Annotated in this window: 1 protein-coding gene; it reads left to right on the top strand. The window is 40.6% G+C overall.

The window, feature by feature from the left end:
* Positions 1–53 precede the first annotated feature (53 nt).
* Positions 54–1,411 (top strand): IS3 family transposase gene (locus IPU53_RS24620; RefSeq protein WP_242698569.1). Its coding sequence is split into 2 segments (ribosomal slippage): positions 54–525 and positions 525–1,411, totalling 1,359 coding nucleotides; the frame shifts between segments, so codons are not numbered across the junction.
* Positions 1,412–1,445: the final 34 nt, after the last annotated feature.

Raw genomic sequence — 1,445 nt, 5'->3', positions numbered from 1 at the left:
TGGGCTGCTCCCCTAATGTTGGACACTCCATCCAACATTAGGAGGTCTTGAAAATGTCCAAGTATAGTAATGAGTTTAAGCTACTAGTAGCCCAACGATATGAAAATGAAATCATTAGTTATCGTGACCTGGCAAAGCAATCCGGCATTGACGAATCGGCAATCCGTTATTGGGTGTTGTTATTTCGGCATCATGGAGACCAAGCGTTTGACTTTCCCTATACAAATTATCCGGCAGCCTTTAAACTAAGGGTAATTCAATTCATGAACGAAACGAATTATTCCATTCGAGAGGCATCAGCCCTTTTCCATATCCCGGATCCCAGTATGGTTCGTAGGTGGAGGAAAAAGTGGGAAACAGGCGGAGTAGATGCCCTTGAATCAAAAGAAAAGGGGCCATCTATTATGACATCTCGTAATCAAAAGAAACATACTTCCGCAGATCTTTCCAGCCAATCAAGGGAAGAGTTGGAAAAGGAACTCGAGTACCTCCGCATGGAGAACGCCTATTTAAAAAAGTTAAGAGCCTTAGTTCAGAAAGAGAAATCACCAACAAAGTCAAAGCGAAAGTAATATTCGAACTAAGGCACGCATTTCCGGTGATCAAGATGATAAAGGTAGCCAACCTGGTAAGAAGCACTTATTACCATATTGTGAACAGCTGGAAACAGCCAGATCCCGACCGCAAGTGGAAAAGAAGGATCTCGTTCATCTATCACCGACACAAGGGCCGCTATGGCTATCGCCGTATTACGGATGTCCTCAAGGAAAAAGGATACGAAATAAACAGAAAGAAAGTCCTGCGTCTCATGAGAGATTTAAGGCTCCAATGTATAGTCCGAATCAAAAAATATAAATCTTACAAAGGGGCATACGGAAAAGCAGCCCCCAATATTTTGAAACGTCACTTTAAGGCTGAAAAGCCAAATCAAAAATGGGTGACAGACGTGACGGAATTTAAATTATTCGGGGAGAAACTATATCTCTCCCCGGTATTAGACCTTTTTAACGGCGAAATCATTACCTATACCCTTCAAGCCAGACCCACGTTTGATTTAGTGGAAACGATGTTAGATCAAGCATTGAAATTTATTAAGAAAGGTGACAAGCTATTGATCCACTCTGATCAGGGCTGGCATTACCGTATGCCTCAATATCGAAGAAAGCTGAAGGGAAATAAGATAAGACAGAGTATGTCCCGTAAAGGGAACTGTTATGACAATGCCGTTATAGAAAACTTTTTTGGAATACTTAAATATGAATTCCTGTATCTACAGGAGTTCGACAACATAGAGCATTTTAAAATAGAATTGGAACAATACATGTATTACTACAACCATTTACGAATTAAATCAAAGTTAAATCGAAAAAGTCCAGTGGCTTATCGAGAGAACTTTACGTTAACCGCATAGGAAATGAGTGTCCAATTTTATGGGTCCACTGCAG

Source organism: Bacillus sp. SD088, assembly GCF_017355205.1.
In the GTDB taxonomy this organism is placed as follows: Bacteria; Bacillota; Bacilli; order Bacillales; family Bacillaceae_C; genus Lederbergia.
The sequence above is the reverse complement of the archived record's forward strand: the minus strand, read 5'-3'. Positions and strand labels throughout refer to the sequence as shown.